This window comes from Streptomyces sp. NPDC048479, assembly GCF_040651435.1.
Classification (GTDB): Bacteria; Actinomycetota; Actinomycetes; order Streptomycetales; family Streptomycetaceae; genus Streptomyces.
Genome location: NZ_JBEZKA010000035.1, coordinates 37,673 through 59,492, shown reverse-complemented (window position 1 = coordinate 59,492; position 21,820 = coordinate 37,673). Strand labels below are relative to the sequence as shown.

The 21,820-nt window shown below is 67.4% G+C and carries 23 protein-coding genes and 1 pseudogene; 17 read left to right on the top strand and 7 right to left on the bottom strand.

Going from position 1 to position 21,820, the window contains the following annotated elements; genetic code table 11:
- The first annotated feature begins 113 nt into the window (after nucleotides 1-113).
- The 5 genes and pseudogenes from AB0D12_RS35285 to AB0D12_RS35265 form a co-directional block, all read left to right on the top strand.
- Nucleotides 114-1,220, top strand: a complete 1,107-nt coding sequence (locus AB0D12_RS35285; protein ID WP_362692359.1) for an extracellular solute-binding protein — start codon at nucleotides 114-116, stop codon at nucleotides 1,218-1,220.
- Nucleotides 1,202-2,095: an ABC transporter permease gene (locus tag AB0D12_RS35280; RefSeq protein ID WP_362692356.1), complete on the top strand. Its 894-nt coding sequence runs from the start codon at nucleotides 1,202-1,204 to the stop codon at nucleotides 2,093-2,095. The genes AB0D12_RS35285 and AB0D12_RS35280 overlap by 19 nt, the downstream gene beginning before the upstream one ends.
- A complete protein-coding gene (locus AB0D12_RS35275) occupies nucleotides 2,082-2,918 on the top strand; it encodes an ABC transporter permease (RefSeq protein ID WP_326648051.1) in 837 nt (278 codons plus the stop codon). Before AB0D12_RS35280 ends, AB0D12_RS35275 begins: the two co-directional genes overlap by 14 nt.
- A 5-nt stretch (nucleotides 2,919-2,923) precedes the next feature.
- Nucleotides 2,924-4,048, top strand: coding sequence for an ABC transporter ATP-binding protein (locus tag AB0D12_RS35270; protein ID WP_362692353.1), 1,125 nt, complete (start codon nucleotides 2,924-2,926; stop codon nucleotides 4,046-4,048).
- Nucleotides 4,049-4,062: 14 nt separating this feature from the next.
- Nucleotides 4,063-4,206, top strand: a pseudogene (locus AB0D12_RS35265) (hypothetical protein); the annotation flags it as partial.
- A 36-nt stretch (nucleotides 4,207-4,242) separates the two neighbouring features.
- On the opposite strand, the gene AB0D12_RS35260 reads toward AB0D12_RS35265, so the two are convergent.
- From AB0D12_RS35260 to AB0D12_RS35245, 4 genes are all read right to left on the bottom strand, one after another.
- Nucleotides 4,243-5,004, bottom strand: a complete 762-nt coding sequence (locus AB0D12_RS35260; RefSeq protein WP_362692377.1) for a DeoR/GlpR family DNA-binding transcription regulator — start codon at nucleotides 5,002-5,004, stop codon at nucleotides 4,243-4,245.
- Between the two features lie 127 nt (nucleotides 5,005-5,131).
- Nucleotides 5,132-7,243: a SpoIIE family protein phosphatase gene (locus AB0D12_RS35255; RefSeq protein WP_362692350.1), complete on the bottom strand. Its 2,112-nt coding sequence runs from the start codon at nucleotides 7,241-7,243 to the stop codon at nucleotides 5,132-5,134.
- 198 nt (nucleotides 7,244-7,441) lie between these two features.
- Entirely contained in the window at nucleotides 7,442-7,597 is a 156-nt protein-coding gene (locus AB0D12_RS35250; RefSeq protein WP_362692347.1) for an endonuclease, read from the bottom strand.
- A gap of 28 nt (nucleotides 7,598-7,625) precedes the next feature.
- Nucleotides 7,626-7,979 (bottom strand): hypothetical protein, encoded by a 354-nt coding sequence (locus AB0D12_RS35245; RefSeq protein ID WP_362692344.1) that lies wholly within the window; start codon nucleotides 7,977-7,979, stop codon nucleotides 7,626-7,628.
- Nucleotides 7,980-8,011: 32 nt separating this feature from the next.
- Here AB0D12_RS35245 and AB0D12_RS35240 point away from each other — a divergent pair, with 32 nt between their 5' ends.
- From AB0D12_RS35240 to AB0D12_RS35185, 12 genes are all read left to right on the top strand, one after another.
- Nucleotides 8,012-8,803 carry an amino acid ABC transporter ATP-binding protein gene (locus AB0D12_RS35240; protein ID WP_362692341.1) on the top strand — a complete coding sequence of 264 codons (792 nt, stop codon included), beginning with the start codon at nucleotides 8,012-8,014 and terminating at the stop codon, nucleotides 8,801-8,803.
- Nucleotides 8,804-8,851: 48 nt separating this feature from the next.
- Complete coding sequence (locus AB0D12_RS35235) at nucleotides 8,852-9,691, top strand: glutamate ABC transporter substrate-binding protein (RefSeq protein WP_362692338.1); 840 nt, start codon at nucleotides 8,852-8,854, stop codon at nucleotides 9,689-9,691.
- A gap of 94 nt (nucleotides 9,692-9,785) precedes the next feature.
- Nucleotides 9,786-10,451, top strand: a complete 666-nt coding sequence (locus AB0D12_RS35230; protein ID WP_362692335.1) for an amino acid ABC transporter permease — start codon at nucleotides 9,786-9,788, stop codon at nucleotides 10,449-10,451.
- Nucleotides 10,448-11,395, top strand: coding sequence for an amino acid ABC transporter permease (locus AB0D12_RS35225; RefSeq protein ID WP_362692332.1), 948 nt, complete (start codon nucleotides 10,448-10,450; stop codon nucleotides 11,393-11,395). Before AB0D12_RS35230 ends, AB0D12_RS35225 begins: the two co-directional genes overlap by 4 nt.
- Before the next feature lie 375 nt (nucleotides 11,396-11,770).
- Complete coding sequence (locus AB0D12_RS35220) at nucleotides 11,771-12,694, top strand: winged helix-turn-helix domain-containing protein (RefSeq protein WP_362692329.1); 924 nt, start codon at nucleotides 11,771-11,773, stop codon at nucleotides 12,692-12,694.
- Nucleotides 12,695-12,854: 160 nt separating this feature from the next.
- Nucleotides 12,855-13,952, top strand: coding sequence for a chemotaxis protein (locus AB0D12_RS35215; RefSeq protein WP_362692326.1), 1,098 nt, complete (start codon nucleotides 12,855-12,857; stop codon nucleotides 13,950-13,952).
- 66 nt (nucleotides 13,953-14,018) lie between these two features.
- Nucleotides 14,019-14,645 carry a hypothetical protein gene (locus AB0D12_RS35210; protein WP_362692323.1) on the top strand — a complete coding sequence of 209 codons (627 nt, stop codon included), beginning with the start codon at nucleotides 14,019-14,021 and terminating at the stop codon, nucleotides 14,643-14,645.
- A gap of 139 nt (nucleotides 14,646-14,784) precedes the next feature.
- A complete protein-coding gene (gene tgmA, locus AB0D12_RS35205) occupies nucleotides 14,785-14,976 on the top strand; it encodes a putative ATP-grasp-modified RiPP (RefSeq protein WP_362692320.1) in 192 nt (63 codons plus the stop codon).
- 16 nt (nucleotides 14,977-14,992) lie between these two features.
- Nucleotides 14,993-15,922 carry an ATP-grasp ribosomal peptide maturase gene (tgmB, locus tag AB0D12_RS35200; RefSeq protein WP_362692317.1) on the top strand — a complete coding sequence of 310 codons (930 nt, stop codon included), beginning with the start codon at nucleotides 14,993-14,995 and terminating at the stop codon, nucleotides 15,920-15,922.
- A 253-nt stretch (nucleotides 15,923-16,175) separates the two neighbouring features.
- Nucleotides 16,176-16,985, top strand: coding sequence for a hypothetical protein (locus tag AB0D12_RS35195; RefSeq protein WP_362692314.1), 810 nt, complete (start codon nucleotides 16,176-16,178; stop codon nucleotides 16,983-16,985).
- A 58-nt stretch (nucleotides 16,986-17,043) separates the two neighbouring features.
- Nucleotides 17,044-17,223: a hypothetical protein gene (locus AB0D12_RS35190; RefSeq protein ID WP_362692311.1), complete on the top strand. Its 180-nt coding sequence runs from the start codon at nucleotides 17,044-17,046 to the stop codon at nucleotides 17,221-17,223.
- A complete protein-coding gene (locus tag AB0D12_RS35185) occupies nucleotides 17,177-17,674 on the top strand; it encodes a hypothetical protein (RefSeq protein ID WP_362692308.1) in 498 nt (165 codons plus the stop codon). The genes AB0D12_RS35190 and AB0D12_RS35185 overlap by 47 nt, the downstream gene beginning before the upstream one ends.
- Before the next feature lie 80 nt (nucleotides 17,675-17,754).
- On the opposite strand, the gene AB0D12_RS35180 is transcribed toward AB0D12_RS35185, so the two are convergent.
- From AB0D12_RS35180 to AB0D12_RS35170, 3 genes are all read right to left on the bottom strand, one after another.
- On the bottom strand, nucleotides 17,755-19,590 hold the full coding sequence (locus tag AB0D12_RS35180; protein ID WP_362692306.1) for a glycoside hydrolase family 15 protein: 1,836 nt from the start codon (nucleotides 19,588-19,590) through the stop codon (nucleotides 17,755-17,757).
- Nucleotides 19,591-19,740: 150 nt separating this feature from the next.
- Nucleotides 19,741-20,133 carry a hypothetical protein gene (locus AB0D12_RS35175; protein ID WP_362692303.1) on the bottom strand — a complete coding sequence of 131 codons (393 nt, stop codon included), beginning with the start codon at nucleotides 20,131-20,133 and terminating at the stop codon, nucleotides 19,741-19,743.
- 660 nt (nucleotides 20,134-20,793) lie between these two features.
- A complete protein-coding gene (locus tag AB0D12_RS35170) occupies nucleotides 20,794-21,717 on the bottom strand; it encodes a MurR/RpiR family transcriptional regulator (protein ID WP_362692300.1) in 924 nt (307 codons plus the stop codon).
- Between the last annotated feature and the right edge of the window lie 103 nt (nucleotides 21,718-21,820).

The window sequence follows — 21,820 nt, the reverse complement described above, 5'->3', positions numbered from 1 at the left end:
GCCGCACTCTCCACTCCGCCATGAGACGGCGTAGATCCCCCCTTTGCTCAGCCTGAAGTTGTCATCGTCCGATTCCCGCATGCGTGGAAACTCCAAGAGAGGCCGTGCCGAAAATGACGCAGCCAACGACACCCATCAGCCGGCGGTCGATACTGAGGACGGGAGCAGGTGCTGCGCTGGCGGTCCCGTTCGCGGGAAGCCTGCTCACCTCCTGCAGCACCAAGTCCACCAGCACCGCGCCGGCGAACAAGACCGTGACGGTCACCTCGTACGGCGGCTCCTACAACGACCAGCTCACGAAGACCATCCTGAAGCCGTTCGAGAAGAAGACGGGCATCCGCTCGACGCTGCTCGCCAACACCAGCCTGGCGGCCCTCAAGACGCAGGTGCACTCCGGCGACGTGCAGTGGGACCTGGTGGAGCTGACGGCTCCGGAGTACGTCCAGGCCGTCAACGAAGACCTGCTCGAGAAGTTCGACTACGGCATCATCAGCGACAAGGGGCTGCCTTCCTACGCGAAGGCGGAGTACGGCATCAAGTACCTGAGCTTCCTGTTCGTGATGGCGTGGGACCAGAAGCACATCCCCGACGGGCAAGCACCCAAGAACTGGGCCCAGTTCTTCGACCAGGGCAGATACCCCACCAAGCGCTCGGTGTACGGACAGCTGTCGGACAGCTCGGTGCTGGAAGCGGCGCGGCTGGCCGAGGGCATCCCGTTCGACAAGATCTATCCGCTGGATGTCGACGCCGCGCTGCGTTACCTGGCGAAGCACCCCGGACGCGACAAGCTGATCTACCACACGGCCAATCAGGAGCCCGTCCAGCAGTTGACGTCGGGCGAGGTCACGCTGTCCACCAGCTTCAACAACCGGATCAACGCCGCTCGCAAGGACGGGGCCAGGCTGAACTTCTCCTCGTCCAACGGTGTCCTCGCCGGCGACTACTTCGTCGTCCCCAAGGGATCGAGGAACAAGGAAGCGGCGTTCCGGCTGATGAACTTCATGAGCAACGACGCTGATGCCGGAGCCGACTTCGACCAGACGACAAACCTGACGCTGGCCAACACTCCCGCGCTCGCGAAGCTGCCCGCTGCTGTCGCCGACACTCTTCCCACCAGTCCGAAGCTGGCGGAGAGCATTCTCGTACGCGACGACGAGTGGTGGGCGAAGAACCTGAAGGCGACGGAGCAGAGGTTCAAGCTGTGGCAGGCGGGAAGCTGACAATGCCCCTCGCCGCCGTAGCGCCTGCGCAGGCCTGCGACACGTCCCGCGGACGCCGGTTCCGCGTCCGCGGGACGTGGTTGCTGCTCCTCGCGCCGATCGCCGCTTTCGACGCCATCCTGTTTCTCACCCCGCTGGGGACGCTCGTCTCCTCCAGCATGGAAGACCAGGCCTACCAGCGGGTGCTCGAAGACCCGCTGGTGATCAAGTCGTTGATCAATACGTTCGAGATCAGCGCGGTCTCCACCCTCGCGACCATCGTGATCGGCTACCTGCTGGCCTGGGCGATCTGGCGCAGTGGCGCCCTCACGCGGGTCGTCCTGTTCGCCCTGGTCCTGCTGCCTTTCTGGACCGGAGTCCTGGTGAAGAACTTCGCCTGGGCGGTCCTCCTGCAGGACAACGGTCTGGTGAACGGCGCCCTGCAGGGACTCGGGCTCACCGACCATCCGCTGACGCTGCTGCACAACCGGTTCGCGGTCGTGCTGGGGATGGTGCACTACCTCCTGCCCTACGCCGTGTTCCCGATCTTCGCCGCGCTGGCCGCGATCGACAACCGGCTGGAGCTGGCCGCGCGTTCCCTGGGCGCGGGCGAGCTGTCGGTCTTCCGCCGGGTCATCCTTCGGCTCACTGTGCCGGGCGTCTCGGCCGCCGGGCTGCTGGTGTTCATCATCAGCACCGGCTTCTTCATCACACCGGTCGTGCTCGGTGGCCCGGGAGATCAGATGATTGCCAATCAAATCGACTTCTACGCCATGGAGTTGACCGACTTCGTCGGCGCTTCCGCACTCGCGCTTGTGCTGACCGCCATCGTGAGCGTGCTCGTGGCGGTCTACCAGCGGATCCTCCGCGCGGGAGGTGCCCATGAGGTCGGCTAGTTCTCGGTTCTCCCCGGCGTTGCTCGCCGCCGTCCCGGTCTTTGTGTTCCTCGTCGTACCCACCGCGATCGTGGTGCCGATGGCGTTCAACCACAGCCGGTACATCACCTTCCCGCCGGATCGGTTCTCCACCGACGCGGTCACCGGATTCTTCGGCGACACGGCCTGGATCTCGGCCGTTCTGGCGAGCCTGCAGGCCGCGGGTATCGCCGTGGTACTCGCGGTGCTGCTGGGCGGAGCTGCGGCGGTGGCCCTGCACGGGCGGCAGTTCCCGGGGCGGTCCGCGGTGACCGGGGTGATCCTCGCTCCGATGATCGTCCCCGCCGTGGTGCTGGCGCTGGCGTTCTACCAGTTCTTCAACTCCGTCGGACTCGTCGGCACGATTCTTCCGATCGGCCTCGCCCACGCCGTGATCGCCACGCCGTACGCGTTCCTCACCGTGCGCGCCAGCCTCTCCGGCCTGAATCCGGCCCTGGTGCGCTCCGCGCAGAGTCTGGGGGCCGGCACACCTTCCGTGGCACGGTTCGTGTATCTCCCGGTCATCCGGCCCGGTCTCGTCGCGGGCGCGCTGTTCGCCTTTTCCGTCTCCATCGACGAGACGGTGATCGCGCTGTTCCTGCAGTCGCCGAGTGCGACCACGCTGCCGGTGAAGATGTTCACCGACATTCAGTACAACCTGACGCCGAAGATCGCTGTCTCCTCGGCCATGTTGGTCACCGTCGCCACTCTCGGACTGCTCGTGCAGGTCCTCTTCATGCTCCGCCGCCGTTCCATCGCCCGGATGCTGCCGTTGACGACGGTGGCCGCCGACCAGACAGGGTGAGCTCCATGACAACCTCCGCTACACTCCCGACCGCTGCCTCGCCGGTCGTCGGGTCTCAGGAAAACGGTTCCATCGAACTGCGCCGGGTGCGTAAGACCTACGGCGACGTCGCTGCGGTCGACGACCTCGATCTGACCGTGCAACCCGGTGAGTTCGTCACCCTGCTCGGCCCCAGCGGTTCGGGCAAGACCACCACCATGATGATGGTTGCCGGCTTCGAGGAACTCACCTCCGGCACGGTGCTGATCAACGGCGAACCGGTCGACAAGCTGCCGCCGAAGGATCGCAATCTCGGTGTGGTGTTCCAGAGTTACGCGCTGTTCCCCCACATGAGCGCCCGGGAGAACGTCGAGTTCGCCCTGCGCATGCGCAAGATCCGGCCGGCGGAGCGGCGCCAACGGGCCGAGGAGGCCCTCGAACGCGTCGGTCTGGCCAAGCTGGGAGACCGCCGCCCGCGCCAGCTGTCCGGAGGGCAGCAGCAGCGGGTCGCGCTGGCCCGCGCCCTGGTCTTCAATCCGTCGGCACTGCTCCTGGACGAGCCGATGGCAGCGCTGGACAAACGACTGCGCGAGCAGATGCAGGAAGAGATCAAGACCATCCAACGGTCGCTGGGGATCTCCGTACTGTTCGTCACCCACGACCAGGAAGAAGCCATGTCCATGTCGGACAGAATCGTCGTGATGCGCGACGGCAGGATCGTGCAGCAGGGCGCTCCCGAGGACGTGTACGCGCATCCCGCGACCGACTGGGTGGCCAACTTCCTCGGCGACACCAATCTCCTGCCGTGCAGCATTGTGGAACGCTCGGGCGACACGGCAGTCGTCGACCTCGGCCGGCTCGGGATCTGCCGGGTACAGGATCGCGGGGCCAAGGGTGATCGGTACGCGGTGTCCATCCGGCCGGAACATCTGGCGTTCATTCCCGCCGAACGGGACGAGAACAGCGCGATGGGCCGAGTGGTGTCCTCCACCAACCTCGGCGCCACCATCCGCCACCGGCTGCTTGTGGGGGAGCAGGAGCTGTTGCTGCGGGAAATGTCCCCGAGCTCGCGCACGGCCGCCGAACTCGACGCGGATGTGTGCGTCGGCTGGGACCAGGACCACGCCCAGTTGCTCGTCCTCGACGCCTGACCGGACACGCCACCCTGCCCGGGGGCCGTTCCTTCGGCAACGCCCGGCTGGCCCGCCGACTCCTGGAGACGATGATCACCCAGCAGGCCCGGCGGCTCGGCACGCTGCGCGCCCCGAGCGTGGACGACCTGCGGACCCTGCTGCCGGAAGACCTGCCAACGCACCCGGTGGGCACCGCGGGCTCAGCGGTCTGCTCACACCCGGATGACCTGGGGGCCCAGCAGCGCATAGCGCTGGGCCTCCACAGCGGTGAGCGAGGTGTCGGTGATGATGGCCTCGAACTCCGGTACCTCGGCGAACCGGCAGAAACTCACTGCGCCGAACTTGGTGTGGATCCCCGAGAAGATCCGGCGCCGGGCCGACTTCATGGCCTGCGCCTTGACATGGCCGACTGCCGGATCGGGGGTGGTCAGCCCGTACTCACGGGAGATGCCGTTGGCTCCGACATACGCCAGGTCGATCACCAGGCCGGCCAGCATGTCGGTCACCCAGTGATCCACGGTGGCCATCGTGTTGCCCCGCAGCCGACCGCCCAGCAGCAGTACCTGCGTGTTCCCCCGCCCGGCGAGCGAGCCCGCGGTGGTGAGCGACGCCGTGATGATGGTCAGCGGCCGCTCCTGGGGCAGCGCCTCGGCGATCAGCTGCGGGGTGAAGCCCTCGTCGATGAACACGGTCTCCGCCTCCCCGAGCAACTCGACTGCCGCCGCGGCGATCCGGGCCTTCTGCGGCACGTGCCGGGTGGTGCGGGCAGCGAGCGTCGTCTCGAATCCGGCACTCTCGACGGGGTAGGCCCCTCCGTGCGTACGGCGGACCAGGCCGCTCTCCTCCAGCACCCGCAGATCCCGCCGCACGGTCTCCAGGGACACGGCCAACTCCCCCGAGAGGGAGGCGACTTCCACTGATCCATCACGTCGCGCGACCGTGAGAATGGCACGCCGACGTTTGTCGCCGTCCAGGGTCATCTCCTCTTCTGTGTGTCGAAGGGCCCTGGTCTCCCCTGTGAGCCTCCATGAATTCTCCACAAGATCCATCGGCATTGACCAGGATGGCTGTACTGGGCATGAGTTTAGTGAGCAGCACTGCTCAGCCGGCCTCAGGCCGTCGGCGTCGCCCCGGTCGCGGGCCAGGGCCGACCCTGGCGATGAGCAGGGCCACGTCGTCGTGGTCTCCGGGGTGGCGCAGAGAGTGCAGAAGCACGTCACAGGTCTCTTCCAGAGACCGGGGAGGGGCGGCGAGGAGGGCCAGGAGGGTCTGCAGACGTTCATCGATGGCCTGGTCGCGCGTTTCGACCAGGCCATCGGTGTAGAGGACCAGATCATCGTGGGGGCGCAGATCGAGCGCAGTGGTCTGGAAGTTGACGTCGCCCACGCCGAGCGGGGCGCCAGTGGGCACCTCGAGCAGTTCGGGGGGCAGGCCAGGGCGTACCAGGGCCGGCGGCAGGTGCCCGGCGTTGGAGATGAGGCACTGGGACTGGTGGGGATCGTAGACGGCGTAGATGCATGTGGTGATGGTCTGCCCCATGCGGTCGGCGATGCGGTCGAGGTGGCGCAGCACCTGGGCGGGGTCGAGGTCGAGTTCGGCCAGCGTGCGGGTGGCGGTGCGGAGCTGGCCCATCGTGGCGGCGGCGCTGATGCCGCTGCCCATGACGTCGCCGACGACGAGGGCGGTCTTGTCGCCCGTCAGCGGGATGACGTCGAACCAGTCGCCGCCGACCTCGCTGGCGGCCTGGGCCGGCTCATAGCGGTACGCAATCTCCAGACCGGGTTGGTCCGGTGGCTGCTGAGGCAGAAGGCTGCGCTGGAGAGTGAGTGCGGTATTGCGCACCTGCTGGTACCAGCGGGCGTTGTCGATGCACACGGCCGCTCGCGCGGCCAGCTCGCCGGCCAGGATCTCATCGTCGGTGTTGAACGGTTCAGGGTTGCGGGTGCGCTTGAGGTCGAGGGCGCCGAGGACTTCGCCGCGAGCGATCAGCGGCACGGCGAGGTAGGAGTGCACCCCCGCCGCGGCCAGCAGTCTTGCGGCTTCGGGACTGCGGGCGATACGCAGCAGGTCGTCGCTCTCCACGTGGGGTACCCGGACCGGGCGGCCGGTGATCACGCACTGGGTGACCAGCCGGTCGGTCTCGTACCTGGCGACCTCACCGGGCGGATCAGCGGCGCGTACGGCATCGGTGGGGTGCGCGGCGGCCACGGCGAGAGCCCGGAACACCGCGGGGCCTTCGTGGATGGCGATGGCCCCGCGGGCGTTCAGCACACTGTCGAGCACGTCCACGGCGGCCACGTCGGCCAGCTCCGGTACGGACACTGCGGCGAGTTCACGGGCGGTCTGGTCGAGGTCGAGTGTGGTGCCGATGCGTATGGTGGCGTCAGCAACGAGCGCGAGGCGTTTCCGGGCCTGGACGACCTCGGCGGTGGCGCGATACCGCTCGGTGACGTCCACGACTGAGGTGGCCACCCCGAGCACTTCCCCGTTGGAGGACTCCAGCCGGTAGAACGAGACCGACCAGGCGTGCTCGCGGTCCGGATCGGCCGGGGTGCGCCCGACCGACTCCTGGTCGAGCAGCGGAACGCCCGTGGCGAGAACCTCGCGCATCGCGGACTCGATGGCCTCGGTGTCCAAAAAAGGCACGGCATCCCGGACGTGACGTCCAACATGCTCGGCGGCCGGCAGGCCATTGATGCGCTCGAGTGCCGGGTTGACGCTGACGTACCGCAGATCAGTGTCCACCACCGCCAGCCCGATCGGGGACTGAGAGACCAACCGGGTGGACAGGGCCAGGTCCCGCTCCACCCGCAGCAACGTCGCCTGGTCGGTGGCGAGGCCCAGTGCGTAGAGCTCCTTCCGGTGGTCCTCCAGCCGCATATTGCGGAACTCCACCAGCAGCGTGCTGCCGTCCTTGCGCCGTACGGGGAAGGCACCCGCCCAGTTCCCGTCGCCCACCATCACCTCGGCGAACAGCTGGCGCACCAATTCCACGTGCTGCTCATGGACCAGCAACCGATCTGCGAAGCGGCCGAGCGCCTGCTCGGCGGTGTACCCGAACAACTCCTCGGCCTGCGGGCTCCACAGCGCTATCCGGCCGTACGAGTCCAGTACCACGGCGGCCACGCTCAGCAGATCAAACAGCCCCCCGGGCTCGGATGTGCCGCCTTTCGGCCGGGCGGGTTCGGCAGGGAAGGCATCGGCTGCACACATCCCAGGATCTCCTTCCGCCCGCCGCCACTCGATCCGGTGCCGACTCCGGCCCGCAGCGTCGCCGTGCGCATGGTCCGGTGCCTCCTATCGTCTCTCTCCCCCGGCTGATCTTGCACCCGTGCGCGAGCTCCAAACCCTCCCGCGGGCCCGCGCGGGGACGAGGGGAACGTGCGGTCTCTCTCTGCGCCGACGCCCCGCTCAGGGCCAGACACCGGAGAAGTCGATCGCCCGAGCCCACTCCGGGTGGTCTATCGGAGGATTCCGGTTGCCCTGGATCTCCGCGATGGCGGCATTGCGGTGCAGCTCGTACTCGCTCACCGGCTCGTTCTCGTGCCAGGACAGGAGATCGGGCAACCGCTCCTTGGGAAACTCCCTCTCCGTGTCACCGACCAGCCCCCGGGTGGCGCAGCAGGAAGTACAGGGGGGCCCTGGCGACCGTGCCCTTGCCCTCCTCGGGCTGGAATCCCACCGCCTCGCACGCGAACAGATGGTGCAGGTCACCCCGCATGGGCTCCTGCTTGGTGAACCACGACTGCGGGACGACGTGCTCGCAGTAGAAGGGCATCGACGCCTCCAGGGCGTCGAACTCCGCTTCGAGTTCGGCCGGGCCGGCGGACCCGGCGGCGGTGGCAGAGCGACGGATGCGACGTTGTCGCCCGCATTCCTGGCCGGCCACAAACACGCCGTTCGTGACCAGCGCCGGCCCGGCTGCCCCGGCCGCATCGGCGCCCGGCATTCAGCGTGCGACCGGCTCGAGGAAGTCGGACTATGAAGCCGAAGAGCGGAGTAACAGTGACCCAGGAAACTGCCACCCGCGGCACGGGCGACGCGCTGGTCGTGCTGCGCGACGTCAATAAGCACTTCGGCGCGCTCCATGTTCTCCAGGAGATCGACCTGACCATCGCCCAGGGCGAGGTTGTCGTCGTCATTGGGCCGTCCGGGGGCGGGAAGTCCACACTGTGCCGCGCCATCAACCGCCTGGAGACCATCGACTCCGGCGAGATCGCCATCGACGGCAAGCCCCTGCCCGCCGAGGGCCGCGAGCTGGCCGCGCTGCGGGCCGATGTGGGCATGGTCTTCCAGTCCTTCAACCTCTTCGCGCACAAGACCGTGCTGCAGAACGTGACGCTCGGCCAGATCAAGGTCCGCAAGAAGGACAAGAAGGCCGCCGAGGAGCGGGCGCGCCGGCTGCTCGACCGGGTGGGTGTCGCCTCCCAGGCGGACAAGTACCCCGCGCAGCTCTCCGGTGGCCAGCAGCAGCGGGTGGCGATCGCCAGAGCGCTGGCCATGGACCCGAAGATCATGCTCTTCGACGAGCCGACATCCGCGCTCGACCCGGAGATGATCAATGAGGTGCTGGAGGTCATGCAGCAGCTCGCCCGGGACGGCATGACGATGGTCGTCGTCACCCATGAGATGGGGTTCGCCCGTTCGGCCGCCAACCGCGTGGTCTTCATGGCGGACGGCCGGATCGTGGAAGAGACGACACCCGATCAGTTCTTCAGCAACCCGCGCAGCGAACGCGCCAAGGACTTTCTTTCGAAGATTCTTCACCACTGAGCCGGCCCTTTGAGCACTCCGGATCCTTGAGCACTAGGGATGATCACCATGAAGCTTCGTATGGTCTCTGCCGCAGCAGCCGCTGCGCTCGCGCTGTCCCTGACCGCCACAGCCTGCGGATCCGGCGACGGCAACAAGAGCAGTGCCGGCAGCGGTGACAAAAAGATCACCGTCGGCATCAAATTCGACCAGCCAGGCATCGGACTGAAGACCCCGGACGGCAAGTACACGGGTCTCGACGTCGACGTGGCGGCGTACGTGGCCAAGCAGCTCGGCTACAAGCCCACCGACATCGAGTGGAAGGAAGCCAAGAGCGCCGACCGCGAGACGCTGCTCCAGCGCGGCGATGTCGACTACATCGTGGCCTCCTACTCGATCACGCCGGAGCGTCAGAAGAAGGTCGACTTCGCCGGCCCCTACCTGCTGGCGCACCAGGACGTCCTGATCCGGGCGGACGACAACTCCATCAAGAAGCCCGAGGACCTGAACAACAAGAAGCTCTGCTCGGTCACCGGGTCCACCTCCGCGCAGAACGTCAAGACAAAGATCGCGCCGAAGGCTCAGCTGCAGGAGTACGGCGGCTACTCCGAGTGCCTCACCGGTCTGGAGAACAAGGTCATCGACGCCCTGACCACCGATGACGCGATCCTCGCCGGCTACGCCGCGCAGCCCGAGTTCAAGGGCAAGTTCAAGCTGGGCGGCTTCAAGCTGAGCAACGAGAACTACGGCATCGGTGTCCAGAAGGGCAGCGAACTCAAGGCCAAGATCAACACCGCCCTGGAGAAGATGGTCAGCGACGGTTCCTGGCAGGCGTACGTCAACAAGAACCTGGGACCGGCCGGCTACAAGAACGAGCCTGCACCGAAGATCGGCGTCATCGTCAGCTGAAGCGGGTGCCTGACCGGCGCGCCGCCCATCGCTCCGGCGCGCCTCGCCCTTCACACACGCGGAAGGCTTCACACACGCGGAAGGCCGGGAGATCGTGTTCGACTTTCTTGAGGGTTACGACGTGCTGGGGGCCTTCTGGGTGACGGTGCAGCTCGCCTTCTATTCCGCAGTCGGCTCCCTGATCTGGGGAACGCTCCTGGCGGCCATGCGGGTCAGCCCGGTGCCCCTGATGCGCGGCTTCGGCACCTCCTACGTCAACGTGGTGCGGAACATCCCGTTGACGGTGATCATCGTCTTCACCTCGCTGGGCCTCTTCCAGACACTCGGCGTCAATCTCGGCGCGGACGACTTCAACACCATCAATTTCAGGCTCGCCGTGCTCGGCCTGACCGCCTACACGTCCGCCTTCGTGTGTGAGGCGCTGCGGTCCGGCATCAACACCGTGCCCATCGGCCAGACGGAGGCAGCGCGTGCCATCGGCCTGAGCTTCACCCAGGTCCTGCGGCTGATCGTCCTTCCGCAGGCATTCCGCTCTGTGGTGGGCCCGCTGGCGAACGTGCTGATCGCCCTCGTCAAGAACACCACGGTGGCCGCCGCGATCGGTGTCGCCGAGGCCGCGGCGCTGATGCGGCAAATGATCGAGAACGAGGCTCAGCTCATTCTCATCTCCGGCATCTTCGCGTTCGGATTCATCTGCCTCACCCTCCCGACCGGACTGTTCCTCGGATGGGTGAGCAAGAAGGTGGCGGTGAAGCGGTGACCTCTGTCCTGTACGACGCCCCGGGGCCGCGCGCCAAGCGGCGCAATGTCCTGTTCACGGTGGTGTTCGTGATCGCGCTGGCAGCGCTGATCTGGTGGGTGGTCCAGAGCCTCGTCGACAAGAACCAGCTCGAATGGGCCAAGTGGAAGCCGTTCTTCACCGATTCCCGTGCCTGGTCGACGTACCTCGTGCCGGGGCTCAAGAACACGCTCAAAGGCGCCGCCCTGGCCATGGTCATCGCGCTGCCGCTCGGAGCGCTCTTCGGTATCGCGCGGCTCTCCGACCACTGGTGGGTACGGGGCGCGGCCGGCGCCGTCGTGGAGTTCTTCCGTGCCATCCCGGTGCTGATCCTGATGCTCTTCGCCAACGCGGCGTACGCCGAGTACACCGACATCAGTCCCGACATCCGGCCGCTGTACGCCGTGGTCACGGGCCTGGTGCTCTACAACGCCTCGGTGCTCGCCGAGATCGTACGGGCGGGCATTCTCTCCCTTCCGCAGGGGCAGTCCGATGCGGCCAAGGCGATCGGTATGCGCAAGAGCCAGACCATGCTGTACGTGCTGCTGCCGCAGTCGGTCACCGCGATGCTCCCCGCCATCGTCAGCCAGCTGGTGGTCATCGTGAAGGACACCGCGCTCGGCGGCGCGTTGCTCGGCTTCTCCGAACTGCTGGCATCGGTCCGCCCGATGAGCGCGAACTACGGGGCGAACACCATCGCCAGCTTCACCGTCGTCGCCGTGATCTTCGTCGTGCTCAACTTCGCGCTCACCACCTTTGCGAGCCGGCTGGAAGGCCGGCTGCGCCGTGGCAAGAGGTCCACCGGCGCGGTGGTCGGCGTCGACGCGGTCGAGGAACTCTCGACGCCTGGCGAGCACGTCGGCCCGGGAGAGCTGGGCGGCGGAGGGGGACGGGCCGGGGGCGGGCCGGCCGATCGGACGAAGTGACAGGGCGAACTGACGACAGGTGAGTGACGCTGCGGCCTCTCTCCTCAGGGCGACCGATGCGAAGAAGCCAAACCCTCTTCCGGGCGAGGACGGGGCGATGGGAGGGCAACCATGAGGGGGATGCAACTCGTCCCCACCTATGGTCGCGCCGATGCCGGGGCGGCCGTGGCCCACACAGGGCCTGTGAGCGAAGGAGGCGGCGTGCTCCGCATTCACTTCACCCCCCACGACCTGCAGAACATCCGAATCGCTCCGCAGCCCGACCCATTGTGGGAACTGGTCTGCAGTGTGTGCCGATTACAGACCGGACAGGGACTGCTCGAGTTCGGCGATTGGCGTAACTCGGCCCACCACAGGCTCCGCACGGATCCGCTGGTGAATCGTGCCCTGCACCTGCTGCGGACAGTGATTCCCGCTTCCGGCTACATCCCGGACTTCCTCACCCCGCCGGTCCCCGGCGCCGATCTGCCCGCGGGCCTCGAGCAGGTGCGCCTCACCCCGCACAGACAGCTGGTCCGCGAGATGTCGAGGCTGGCAGAGTCCCGCCCGATCCCGAGCTGGACCTCGCTCGGCGGTCCTGGTCGCGATGCGCTTGCCTCGCTGACAGGCGCACTGGCGACGTATCACGGGGCACTTCTGCGGCCGTACTGGTCCCGCATCCGTACCGCTGTCGGCAACGATGTCAGCCAGCGAGCGCGCACCCTGCTGGAAGGCGGCACACAGACGTTGCTGGACGGATTGCACCCGCTGGCGCGGTGGAACTCCCCGGTGCTTGAGGTGGATTACCCCGTCGATCGCGACCTGTATCTGGAGGGGCGCGGACTGCTTCTCGTCCCCTCGTACTTCTGCTGGCGTCGGCCGACCGCCCTCGCGGATCCGGCCCTGGCCCCGGTGCTCGTCTATCCGGTGGCGAAAGCGCCGCTCGACGTCGCGCGGGGGGCGGAGGACGGACTGGAGCGGCTGCTGGGCCGCACCCGGGCTGCGGTGCTCACCGAGGTGGCCGACAGAAGCACCCGGACCACTTCCGAGGTGGCCGAGGCCGTGGGGGTCTCACTGCCCAGCGTGAGCTATCAGATCAGCGTCCTGCGCGACGGGGGGCTCGTGACCAGCCGCCGCGAAGGCAAGTACGTCCTGCATGCGGTGACCCCGTTGGGGCTCCAGCTGCTCGGCGCCGGCATGCCGGTCCCGGCGGAGTCGCTGGGCGGCGGTGTCGCTTCTGGAGCCGGGAACGCCGACGCGGCCCGCTCGATGCTCGCCCCCGCCGGCCTGGGCCGTGATCAGGAGATCGTGCGGCGCTGAGCCGGCTCCCCGCGCATCTTCTGCCCCATCGACGAAGTGGACATATGGTTCATAGTGTCGATTTGGTGGCCACGCGGGCACGGCTGTCCGGACTCGTCGCCATCGGCTGCGACGACCCCTCCCGTCGCCAACGACGCCTGCGCGTTCTGAAAGGGTTCCGATGCACCCGGCTCTCAGCTCTGCTGCCCTCTCCCAGCTGCGACAGCAGCGTTCCTATCCGGCAGTGACGGTTCTGATGCCCACTCATCGCCGCGAACCGGACAACGCGCAGGACCCTGTCCGTCTGCGCAATCTGATGGCCGAGGCCAAGGGCCAGCTTCAGGCCGATCCGGCCGTCACCCGGGACAGGCGGATCGATGTCACCGAGCAGTTGGACAGGGCGCTGGCGGAGATCGATCTGGTACATGCCGAGGACGGGCTGGCGGTCTTTGCCGCGCCGGGAGAGCACCAGGTGTGGTCGCTGGGCCGTACGGTGCCCGAGCGCGTTGTGCTCTCGGACACCTTCCTGACCCGCAATCTCGTTTCGGCGCAGGCCGCCGAGCACCCCTTCTGGGTGCTGGCCGTCTCCTCCGACCGCGTCTCTCTGTGGAGCGGCGGAGCGGAGCGCGTCGTCGAGGAGGCAAGGGGGGCGTTCCCACTGACCCGGAGCCTTGAGGACCCCGATGCCGAGCGCCAGGAGCGGATCGGGGATGTGCCCAGCACCTTCAGCGACGAGCAGACCCGCCAGTTCCTGCGGGAGGCGGACGCTGCGATGGGTGCCGTACTCAAGTCCGATCCGCGGCCCCTGTATGTGGCCGGTGAAGCGGTGGCGCTCGCTCTTCTCGACGGTGTCGGAACAGTGGCCAAGGGGACTGCCACCCACATCCCACAGGGAGGGCTGGCAACGGGACCCGCCGACGCCGTGTGGCAGGCCGTACGGCCGTTCGTCGAGGCCCGGGCCGAGAAGGAAGTCGCCCACGTCCTTGAGGAACTGGACAAGGCCCGTGGACGACGGGCGTTCGCCGCCGGGGTCGACGAGATCCGGCAGAACGTGACATCCGGCCGGGTCGCGCTGCTGGCCGTGGAGGAGAACTACCGGGAAACCGTCCGCGAGTCCGGCGGCCACCTGATGCCGGCGGAACCCGGTGATCTGGGTGCCCTTGACGACATCGTCGACGAGATCGTCGAGCGGTCCCTGGACACGGGCGCGGAGGTGCGCTTCGTGCCTGACGGCACGCTTGCCGACATGGGCGGAATCGCGAGCGCCCTGCGCTACTGAGAGCACGACACGGATGGGCAACCGAGGGGGGTGACCCTCAGTCACCGACAGTGAAAGGGAACCCCGATGACGCCATGCGTGAAAGGCCGGGCGAGCACGAGGCCTTTGGCCGCTGTTGCGTTGACGCTGATCACTGCGGCCTCGGGCGCGGCCGTCCTCGTTTCGTGCAGCACCGGCAACGGCGACACCGGCAGCAGTTCGCCGTTCAGCCCCCGCCCGACGCCTCCCAACATGTCTGCGTTCTCAGGTACGCCGCCCTCCGCCCTGGCTTCAGCGGCCGCCTCGGCCCGCGCCAGAGCGTCCGCCGCGGCGGCGTCCGCGTCTGCTGCCGCCTCCGCCTTCGAGTCCTCCGTCTCGGCCGAGGTGGCCCGCGCGAACGCAGCAGCCGCTGCCGAGCTCAAGAAGGTGCAGGGCAGCGGCAACGCGACGTCCGACGTGTCACTGACGGGGAAGCCGCGGGCCCAGACCGGTGGTCTGGTCGCAGCCGTGGTCAGCATCACCAACCGCACCGACCAGAAGGCGTCGTACGCCGTGCAGGTCGACTTCACCAACCCCTCCGGCAAGGTGGTGGAGAGCAGAATCGTCGGCGCGGAGGACCTCGATCCGGGCGAGAAGGAGCAGTCCATCGCCATCAGCCGTAAGCCCGCCGACCTGAACCTGACCCCCAGGATCGCCAAGGCCCAGCGGTACTGACGGTTGGGGGCCCTCGGCGATGTGACGTCCTTCACGCCACTTTGGGCCGGATGTGACGGTACGTAGTGAGACCGCTGCGTCTTCGGTACGTACTGTTACGTGTGGCGCAGGACCACGCCAGGGGAACTCGAGGAGACTCATGAGACCGTTTGTGTTGAACTACGCGCGGCCGGCCGAGAATTCAGCAGTCATCGATCCCTACACGTACGACTCCGCCCTGCAGTTGAACGTCCTGTCCGACGGACGCCCCGCCATCGCGGACCGGGCGGTGCTCCTGGCGGCCGGTACGACGACCTCCACAGCCGGTTCGCAGACGCACTTCGACGACTGACCGGACCGGCGCATCGATGACTGTGCTGATTCTGACCTGTCAGCAGGATGTGACGACGGACATGGTGGTGGCCGGTCTGCACGAACGGGGGATTCCGCTGGTGCGATTCGATCCCGCTGATCTCCCCGGCGAGGCCGCGCTGTCGGCGGAGTTCGTCAGCGGCGACTTTCGGGGCTATCTGTCGTACGACGGGCGCCTGGTGAGCATGAGCGGCCTGCGCTCCATATGGGTGCGCAGGCCGGGGGAGCCCGCGGCACACGCCTCCGAGCCGTCGGAGTGGCTCACCGCCGAGTCCGGGCAGGCGCTGTACGGGATGCTCAACTCCACCACGGCACGCTGGATGAACCATCCCTGCGTGGCCGCGCAAGCCCGCTGCAAACCATGGCAGTTGCGCGTCGCCCATCGCAGCGGTTTCGCCGTGCCGCCCACGCTCATCACCACCTTTCCGCGCGTGGCCCGCCAGTTCGCGGCGCAGTACAGGGAGATCGTGGTGAAGTCCACCTCGGGTCCGCCGCGCAGCGATCCACCGGTCACACTGCCCACCACCCGCGTCGGGCCGGGGACGGATTTCTCCGGCGTCGCGGCCGCCCCCACCCTGCTTCAGAAGTACATTCCCAAACGGGCCGACATCCGGCTGACCTGCGTCGGTGGGCGGCTGTTCGCTGCCCGGAAGATCTCGGCGTCCGGCCAGGTGGACGGGCGCTACGGCACCACTGGTCAGTCCTGGGAGCCCGCCGAGGTGCCCGACCGCATCGCCAGGGCCGTCCATGACTTCACAGGCCTTGCCGGTCTCGCCTACGGGGCTTTCGATTTCGCCGAGGACGCCGAGGGCGTCTGGTGGTTCCTGGAGTGCAACCAGGGCGGCCAGTTCGGCTTCGTCGAGCTGGAGACGGGGCAGCCCATCGCCGAGGCCGTTGCGTCGTGGCTGGCGTACACAGCCACGTAGGCGGAGGGGGGAGGGGATGTGCGCACAGGCTCGCTCAGGTACCCAAGGGCGCTCACGCCCATGACCGGCGGCAGCTCACCCTGCCGTGTTGTTCACCCTGGATTCGCCGAAGACGGCCCTAACGGGCACCCGATTGGGGAAAGCTGTTCCCTGAGCTGAGACGCGGGACATCGGGGGAGGCGTCCGTGGTCATCGGGGAGAGACCTGTCGTCGAGGAGCCACGCCTGGCCATACGGCGTCAGTCGTCCTCTTTATGGTCACGGCGCAGCTTCCTGGTGCCTTCCTGCCCGTACTGGCCGCCGTTCTCACAGGTGTGACCGTGCTGGCCGTCTCGGGAAACATCCTGCTGCCCTTCGAGCGAGTCGTCACGCTGGAGGGCAAAATGGCCTCCAAGCGGGACTTCTTCGAGGACGAAGAGGTTCAGCGGCTTCTGATGAAGCATCACATACGCGTCCACATCACCAGTTCGGGATCCCGTGACGTGGCCATCGGGGACATCTCCTCGTACGACTTCGTCTGTCCTTCGGGGCAGCCCGCCGGGGACCTGATCACCAGTCAGCGTGCGGCGAAGAACCAGTACGTCAAGGTGCACCGGCCGTTCGTCAGCCCGATCGTGCTCGCCACCTATCGCGAGTACGCCGAGACTCTGCGGGACGAGGGAATCGCCACCGCGCAACGCTCCTCCGTGCAGAACCAGCCGCTCTACTACGTGCTGGACATGGGGAAATTCCTGGAGAGCATCCACCAGGAGACCCGGTGGGAAGAGATCGGGATCCAGAACCACGGGATCACCAATGCGAACAGGATCGTCGCCCAGAGTCCCGACGTCTGTGGGTCCAACTCCGCCGGAACCTACCTGGCGTTGGTGGCCTTCACCAGGCACGGCAAGGGCGACGAAGTACCCGACTCCGATCAGGAGGCGGACGACCGCGCCCGGGAGATCAAACCCCTCCTGGAGCAGGGCCTGCCGGCCGCCGACGTGTTCCGGACGTACATCTCCCCGGAAGGAAAAGGAATAGCCCCCGTGGTGGTGGCGTACCAGTACCTCAGCTACGGGGACTAATCGTAGTGCACCGCCCTTCATGGCCTTGCCCTTTAGGGAGGGGAGCGGAAGTCAACAGGTGCAGTACCGGGCCGAGTCGAAGAAACTGGACTCCGAGCGGGTGCTTCTCTACCCGGCCAGCCAGTTCGTGACCCAGCCCCAGTTCATCGCACTCAACCGGGACGGCGACCGGCTCGGTGAACTCATCACCCGTGACCCCGAATTGCGGCAACGGCGCGGGCAGGCGCGACAACCGTGAGATTGTCGCCAAGTTCCTCGAGGTGGCCGAGCCCATTTCGGTCATCGGCATCATCATGGATGTTCTCGAGGAGAAGGACGTCATCGTGCACGTCGACCTCGTCAACCAGACCGTCAGACGGAATACGGCACTGGCCAAGGGGCTGGTGACCCTGCACGGTTCCGGGATCTCGCAGCAGTCCGTACGTCTGCGTGACATCGAGGACTTCGTGCTGATCAGAGGCCGATTCCGGAAGATCAGCGAAACGGCGGAGTCCACGGTCTTTCTGGCGCCCTACGGGGACCCGGACGATCCCGCGCAGGGTCCTCGCGTCCGTGTCACCTGTGCGACGGAGGGACTGCGCAACGAGGTCCCGCAGGGCACCTTCTCGGCACGCTGTCTCGGCAAGGTCCAGGACTGGAACGCCGACGACGCGGTCCTGGAGGCCCAGGCGATGGCGATCTTCCGGTAGCGGCGCTCAGCCGGCGTCCGGGAGCATGCGTCACCTTGCGATGCGCGTCCGGACCGTGCGACGGGCGTCCAGCGTGTCGGCTATGGCCCCAGACTTTCGGCCCTGTCGAGTTCCACGTCCAGTGCCATGGCCGCTGTGATGAGGGACAGATGGGTGAACGCCTGCGGAAAGTTGCCCAGTTGCTCTCCCGTCGGGCCGATCTCCTCGGCGAAAAGGCCGACATGGTTGGCGTAGGTGAGCATCTTCTCGAAGGCATAGCGTGCCTCTTCTACCCGCCCCGCGCGGGCGAGCGCCTGCACATAGTGGAAGGTGCACAGCGTGAATGTGCCCTCGGAGCCCCTGAGTCCGTCCGGAGAGGCGGACGGGTTGTAGCGGTAGACGAGGCTGTCGGAGACCAGCTCGCGCTCCATCGCGTCGAGAGTGGCGAGCCAGCGCGGGTCCTTGGGCGCGATGAACCCGACGAGCGGCATGAGCAGCAGTGAGGCGTCCAGGACGTCGGTGTCGTAGTGCTGGACGAAGGCCTGGCGCTGCTCGCTCCAGCCGCGCTCCATCACCTGCATAAAGATCGCGTCGCGGGTGGCGGTCCAGCGCTCCAGGTCGGCGGGTCGGGCGTTGTCCCGCGCGATACGGATGCCGCGGTCGAAGGCCACCCAGGACATCAGCCGACTGTAGGTGAAGTCGTGGCGGCCGCCGCGGGTCTCCCAGATACCCTCGTCGGGCCGGTCCCAGTTGTCGGCGAGCCAGTCCAGGACACCCGCGAGAGCCAGCCAGCCCCGGTAGCCGGCGGTCTCCGCGATGGCTCCCAACTCCAGCATGGCGAATGCAGCCTCGCCGTAGATGTCCAACTGGAGCTGGTCGGCCGCTCCGTTCCCGATACGCACCGGAAACGATCCGAGATAGCCCTCCAGGTGGTCGAGCAGCTCCTCGCTCAGGTGCGGGTCGCCGTCCACCCGGTACATGATCTGCAGCGGCTCGCCGGAGACGGTCGCGCCCGCGGCCACCCGCTGGCCGAGCCATCGGCGGAAGGCGTCCGCCTCCTCGGTGAAACCCAGGTCGATCAGCGATCGTACGGACAGTGAGGCGTCCCGGATCCAGGTGTATCGGTAGTCCCAGTTGCGCTCGCCGCCCACCTGCTCGGGCAGTCCCGCGGTCGCGGCGGCGATCGGGGCGCCCGTGGGCGCGTACGTGAGCAGCTTGAGGGTGATGGCCGACCGGTTCACGGTCTGCCGCCAGCGGCCGCGGTACTGGGACGTCCGGAGCCACGTGTGCCAGTACTGTACGGTCGCCCGCCAAGTGGCCCATGCCATGTCGGCGTTGAGGGGCTCCGGCGGCGCGTCGCCGCCGGCGCAGGTGGTCAGGACGACAACGGCGAGTTCACCGGCCTGCAGTGTGACGACGCCCTGGACGTCGCGGTCGTTGTCGGCGCTCAGCCGTGCGGTGCTCTGGAGGTGTACGTCGATGCCGGGGCCGGTGAAGACAGCGGCGTCGCCCGCCTCGTTCAGGCTCAGTGTGTGCGTAGCACGGCCGTAGTCGAAGCGAGGTCTGCACTCCACGGTGAACGTCATGCTGCCGCGCACGACGCGCATCGCTCGGAAGATCCGGTGCCGGTCCGTGGGTGTTTCCGGGGTGTCCACCGGCATGAAGTCCAGGACCTCGCCCACCCCGTCGGTGGTGAGGTAACGGGTGACCAGGACTGCGGAGTCGGGGAGGTAGAGCTGGGTGATCCTGGCATCCGGGTGGTCGGCTGCGATCCGGAAACTGCCACCACGGTCCTGGTCGAGCAGAGCGGCGAAGATGCTGGGCGAGTCGAATCGCGGCGTGCAGAACCAGTCGATCGCTCCGTCGGACGCCACCAGAGCAGCGGTCTGCAGGTCACCGATCATCCCGTGGTCGGCGATGGGCGGGTACTCGCGCATCCAGGGGTCCCCTCGTCAGGAGCCGGTGACCCCCGTCGGTGGACCCGCCGGTGGCGAACTCCATCGTGCGATGCCCAGGCCGGGCCCGCACGTCAGGCGTTCGCGCTCCGGTGTCCGCTCGACCGGTTGGCCGGCCGGGACGCCCCGCTCCTAGACGTGCGACCGCCTGCGGTGCGCATCGGTGCCCGCGAGGAGTGCCTCGGTGATCAGCCGGACGCCGCGGGCCAGGCGGTTCAGCTGCTCCAGCTCGATGGCGTACAGCCTGATGGTGCTCTCGATGATGACCTCGGACACTCCCAGGGTGGGCAGTTCCGCCCGGCAGGTCTGCAGTGCGACCCGCACGGCTCGTATCTCGTGCTGCACCTGGAGGTGCGCATGGCGGGCGAGCAGGATGTGGTGGCGGGTGAGCGTCGAATAGCCCGCATAGCGGGCCGGCAGGAGGTCTCGCAGCCACCGGGCCGCCGTGCGCTCCCAATCGTGGCTACCGGGGGCCTTGACCTGACAAGGCCAGTCGGAGTCGATCGGTGAGAAGGTCTGGGACATCGTCGTCGCTTCCGGATGTGAGGCGGATGGGCTCTGATCGCGGGGGGTGGTCGCGGAGGTTGGTGGCGGCCCCGGCCCAGGGGTTGACCGGGGCCGCCAAGGGCATCCGCGCGAAAAAGGCGCAGCGCCCGGGTTGAACACCATGGGCCGACGCGAGGAGGAGGGGCGTCGTCCCTGGGTGTTCGGTCACGTGGCCCGTAGGGGCTCGATGCGGTACACCGCGCGTACCTGAGTGGCATTCACTGTCGTGGTGCTGTCCACCGACTGCGCGGGTCGGCAGACGATGCCGAGTCCGCGTCCGCGTCCGCTTACGTTCGCGGGAGACCCGAGACCCGACCGTCGTACCGGCCCCAGCTGCTTCCTGCGGGCTGCGCCGCGTGCGGCGGGGCGAGGCGTGAGGTGCATGGTGCGGACCGCCGGCTTTCCTTCGGTGAGGGCTGAGGTCTGGCTCGCGACTTCGGGGCACCCGGGGGTCGCAGATGCAGTAAATATATATACCGTCGAGTAAGCAAGAGTATGAAAAAATTCATGCACAAAATGTGATGACTGATCCATGATCAAGCCTTCGGTGGGACGCGAACCGGCAGGCAGGGCGGCCCGTCGCCGAGGTCGACGTAAGCGGGTGCCGGCTCACGTCGGTCCGTGGAGGAGGAACCCGCGTCAGTCCTCGAGGAAGAAGTCGTGCTGTTCCGCGGCATGCTCGTAGCCCTCCAGCCGCACCTGCGTGCGCTCGGGATCGGCATCGGCCATGGCTTGGAGGACGGCGGCGGACATGACCACCGGCGCCGCGTAGGAGTCGAAGACGAGACGTGATCCGGTGCCGGCGGTGAGTACCACATCGGCTTCGTCCACGAGCGGCCCGAGTGTCAGGTCGGTGATCAGTGCGACATGCAGCCCCGTCCTACGGGCGGCCCGCATCGCTGCCAGGGTCTCGTTGGCGTGCCTGGGCATCGCGAACGCCAGCATCCAGGTCCCGCCTGCCTCTCGCGACTGGAGCAGCGCGTCGTAGGCGACGCTGCCGCCGCGGGTCACCAGGCGCACGTCGGGATGGATCCGTCTGGCGGCATAGGCGAAGTATTCCGCCAGCGACACGGAGATCCGCAGGCCCAGAACGGTCAGGGGCGTCGAATGGGCGAGGTCGCGGCCGATCTCGAGCACCTGGTTGGGGTCGGCCAGAACACGGCGCAAACTCTCCAGGTTCTCGATCTCGGCGTCGACGGCTGCCTGTAGTTCATTGCGGCGGATCTCTTCCCGCGTGTCGGGGGACTGGGTGCCCGCGCTGAGCGCGATCGGCTGGAGGGCCTCTCGGAGCGCGGGAAATCCGCTGAAACCCAAGGAGGAGGCGAAGCGGGTCACCGACGGCTGGCTCACACCCACGCGTTCCGCGAGATCCGTGATCGACAGGAACGCGGCCTCGGTGAGGTGGTCGACCATGTACTGGGCGATGCGTCGCTGCGCGGGAGACAGCCGGTGGCCGCCGAACAGTGCGAGAACCCTGTCCGTGGGAGCTGCTTCCACGTCCGGAGACTGCTTTCCCGGCGTGATCGCAGACGCCTGTGCGCGTGCCTGCTGCCCTGATGGCACCGGTGTGCCTCCTTGTCGTCCCACTCGTGCAACATAGCTCACGCACCGTGGCCGCACGGTGGAACTGTTGCGTGGAACAAGGCGGAACGAGGCGGAGCGTGGC

Coding starts and splice junctions, on each gene's coding strand:
- AB0D12_RS35210 (WP_362692323.1), top strand. CDS start 14,019: ATGACGCCATGCGTGAAAGGCCGGGCGAGCACGAGGCCTTTGGCCGCT.
- tgmB (WP_362692317.1), top strand. CDS start 14,993: ATGACTGTGCTGATTCTGACCTGTCAGCAGGATGTGACGACGGACATG.
- AB0D12_RS35270 (WP_362692353.1), top strand. CDS start 2,924: ATGACAACCTCCGCTACACTCCCGACCGCTGCCTCGCCGGTCGTCGGG.
- AB0D12_RS35255 (WP_362692350.1), bottom strand. CDS start 7,243: ATGTGTGCAGCCGATGCCTTCCCTGCCGAACCCGCCCGGCCGAAAGGC.
- AB0D12_RS35285 (WP_362692359.1), top strand. CDS start 114: ATGACGCAGCCAACGACACCCATCAGCCGGCGGTCGATACTGAGGACG.
- AB0D12_RS35275 (WP_326648051.1), top strand. CDS start 2,082: ATGAGGTCGGCTAGTTCTCGGTTCTCCCCGGCGTTGCTCGCCGCCGTC.
- AB0D12_RS35195 (WP_362692314.1), top strand. CDS start 16,176: ATGGTCACGGCGCAGCTTCCTGGTGCCTTCCTGCCCGTACTGGCCGCC.
- tgmA (WP_362692320.1), top strand. CDS start 14,785: ATGAGACCGTTTGTGTTGAACTACGCGCGGCCGGCCGAGAATTCAGCA.
- AB0D12_RS35180 (WP_362692306.1), bottom strand. CDS start 19,590: ATGCGCGAGTACCCGCCCATCGCCGACCACGGGATGATCGGTGACCTG.
- AB0D12_RS35215 (WP_362692326.1), top strand. CDS start 12,855: ATGCACCCGGCTCTCAGCTCTGCTGCCCTCTCCCAGCTGCGACAGCAG.
- AB0D12_RS35245 (WP_362692344.1), bottom strand. CDS start 7,979: ATGCCGGGCGCCGATGCGGCCGGGGCAGCCGGGCCGGCGCTGGTCACG.
- AB0D12_RS35240 (WP_362692341.1), top strand. CDS start 8,012: ATGAAGCCGAAGAGCGGAGTAACAGTGACCCAGGAAACTGCCACCCGC.
- AB0D12_RS35175 (WP_362692303.1), bottom strand. CDS start 20,133: ATGTCCCAGACCTTCTCACCGATCGACTCCGACTGGCCTTGTCAGGTC.
- AB0D12_RS35235 (WP_362692338.1), top strand. CDS start 8,852: ATGAAGCTTCGTATGGTCTCTGCCGCAGCAGCCGCTGCGCTCGCGCTG.